At 61.8% G+C, this 2,524-nt stretch carries 2 protein-coding genes and 1 pseudogene; 1 reads left to right on the top strand and 2 read right to left on the bottom strand.

Features of this window, described 5'->3' with window-relative positions:
* Nucleotides 1–530 (top strand): SDR family oxidoreductase (locus tag ACZXDY_RS45455; protein ID WP_464349954.1); only part of this gene is annotated, 530 nt, incomplete at its 5' end.
* 44 nt (nucleotides 531–574) lie between these two features.
* Here ACZXDY_RS45455 and ACZXDY_RS45450 read toward each other — a convergent pair.
* Nucleotides 575–991 (bottom strand): DUF2493 domain-containing protein, encoded by a 417-nt coding sequence (locus ACZXDY_RS45450; RefSeq protein ID WP_464349955.1) that lies wholly within the window; start codon nucleotides 989–991, stop codon nucleotides 575–577.
* Nucleotides 992–1,664: pseudogene (locus ACZXDY_RS45445) on the bottom strand (ArdC family protein); the annotation flags it as partial.
* Nucleotides 1,665–2,524 lie beyond the last annotated feature (860 nt).

The following is a 2,524-nucleotide window of genomic DNA, read 5'->3' as shown; positions in this document are numbered from 1 at the left end:
CGCAACGCTATTCGTTCGACGGGGTGGTCAACAATGTCGGACTAGTCCGGCTGCATCGGGTCGGCGAGATCGAACTCAATGATGTCGAAGATATGATTCGCGTCAACGTGCATCCGACCATCCAGAGCGTGCAGGCGGTTCTGCCGACGTTGAAGGCGAAGGGTTGGGGCCGGATCGTGAATATCACAAGCCTCGTGACGGTCGGGGTCGCACAGCGGAGCGGCTATGCAGCTGCAAAGGCAGCGGTCGCCAGCCTGACGCGAACCTGGGCGATTGAGCTGGCCGAGGCAGGTATTACCGTCAATGCGGTAGCGCCTGGACCAGTGGAGACGGAGCTATTTCGTCAAAACACGCCGGTGGGAAGTGAGGCCGAGGCTCGTTTCCTGTCGATGATTCCTATGCGGCGTCTCGGGAAGCCGGAGGAGATCTCGGCTGCCATCGCATTCCTGCTCTCAGAGGAAGCTGGCTTCATCACTGGACAAACGCTGTTCGTCGATGGGGGTGGCTCAATCGGTAGGACTGCCATTTGACCAATGCCATTGCGGTCTACGGATATAGCGAGTGAGGGCGGCGCTCACGCGCCGCCGAACTTCCAGACCGGAATGCCCAGCTTCTTGGCCTTGTCGGCGAGGTTGTCGTTGATGCCGGTGCCAGGGAAGTGCATGACGCCCTTGGGCACGATCTCCAGCATCTGGTCGTTACGCTTGAAGGGCGCTGCCCGGCCGTGCTTCGCCCAGTCGGGCGCAAAGCCGATCTGCCGCACGTTGCGGTTCTTCGCCCAGAGCGAGGCGATCTTCTCGGCGCTCTTTGGTGACTTGCCGTGGATCAGCACCATGTCCGGGTGCTTGTCGGCACCTGATCGAGCTTGGCCCAGATCAACCTGATCGTTGAAGTCGAGGCCGCCGGTGACGGCGATTTTCGGACCAGGAGGCAAAAGGATTTCTTGGTCGGCCCGCTTCTTCGCCATGAGGAAGTCGCGGCCGTCGATCATCGCGGATGTGAGATTGCGATGGTTGTCCTCGCGAAGCACCTCCAGCCAGGAGCCGATATAGTCCGAGTGCCGGACGGTCGGCACGATGCCGAGCGAGGCGCAGCAGAAGGCTGCATTCACCTCGGCGACTAGCTCTTCGAACGCGTGCTTCTTTGGTGCCGAAGCTGCCAGTCAGGTCGCGGCCGAGACGGGACGGATGGCCGCTGGCCTGGCCGAGCTCATGGAGCGCCGTGCGGTGCCAGTTTGATGGTTCGAAATAGGCCTGGGCGGCGGGGACCTGCACATAGTCGAGGGCCGGGACATAGAAGGCCCGGTTGCCGCCGATGCGAAAGTCGATTCTCGTCGCGCGGATTAAGGCCTCCACCTGGGGCTCGATCAGGCCCGGTGCCGGAGGCGGTGCAACGATCGCGATGTCCTCCGGAAGCTTCTGGCACTGCGCCGCGTTGAATACGGTGAATCGCTTCAGGGACGGAATCGCCTGGGCTTCTTCGCCGCACTCACAGGCCCGCTGCTTCTCGTCGCCCGGCACGAAGCGATCGGCATAGACGACGGTGGTGCCGCGCTCGCCTTTGCGGACGTTGCCGCCGAGCGCGAGCGCCTGGCGAAAGGTAAGCCAGCTCTGGCCGGGAAAGCCGTGCTCGATCGCGGCGCCCCAGAGGATCAGCACATTGATCCTCCTTGCTCCACGTTAGGTTGCCTTGCGAAATCGCGCTATGGCCCCTTCATATCGTCGAGCTCAGACGGAAATTGGAGGGCTGGGCCAGCACTTAGGTGGACCACGACGAATTACGCGAAAAGACTGGGTGCGATCAGGCTGAGCGGTGTCGGGGCAATTTACCTCTCGCTAGTTGCTTGATGACAGCTTGTCGATGTGGGCCGTTGGCGGAACAGGCTTTTGTCGGTAGGCGAAACCCCATTTTCCGGCCGTAGCTCAAGACGGCATAGACGCTCGCATGAGCATCGACGCGGAGAGAATCCGGAAAAAACCGGCGAGTTGATCGTCGGCCGCAGCACCGAGGGTGGCACTATTGTCTGCTGGCGCGAACGCTCCGAGGCGTCTTTGTCAGGAAACGACGTGCGGCTGTCCTGATCCGCAGGATCGTGTTCGTTGTCCCAAGCGGGGTCCATTGCGACATATGGATAAGGCCGCCCGATAAGTCGCCCTGGAGAATGATCCATGCGAATGCCGCTGGCACCCTTCGCCGAGGCGAGCACGATCGAGAAACCCGTTTCGCTGAACCCGCCTCGACAATCGTGATGCGATTGCGGGCGAGCGCCGCGCCGCCGACGCGGAGCATGACACTCGCGGTCCTGAAGTTGGCCGGGAAGGCAACTGGGACGTCGCCGGCAACAACGGTCCGCCAGCGGTCCACGGTAATTGTGACGAACTGAGCGCAAGGAACATGAGATGACCCCCAGCAGCATCGTCCCTCAGTCTAATGAAGAGCGAACTCGCTCAACAATGATGGCCTGGCGCGTGCACGAGTTTGGGCCGCCAGAGATTATGAAGTTCGAGCGCGTCTCGCGGCCCGA

It is taken from the genome of Bradyrhizobium sp. LeoB3, from assembly GCF_055456055.1.
Note: the sequence above shows the minus strand (reverse complement) of the source record. Positions and strands in the feature narration are given on the sequence as shown.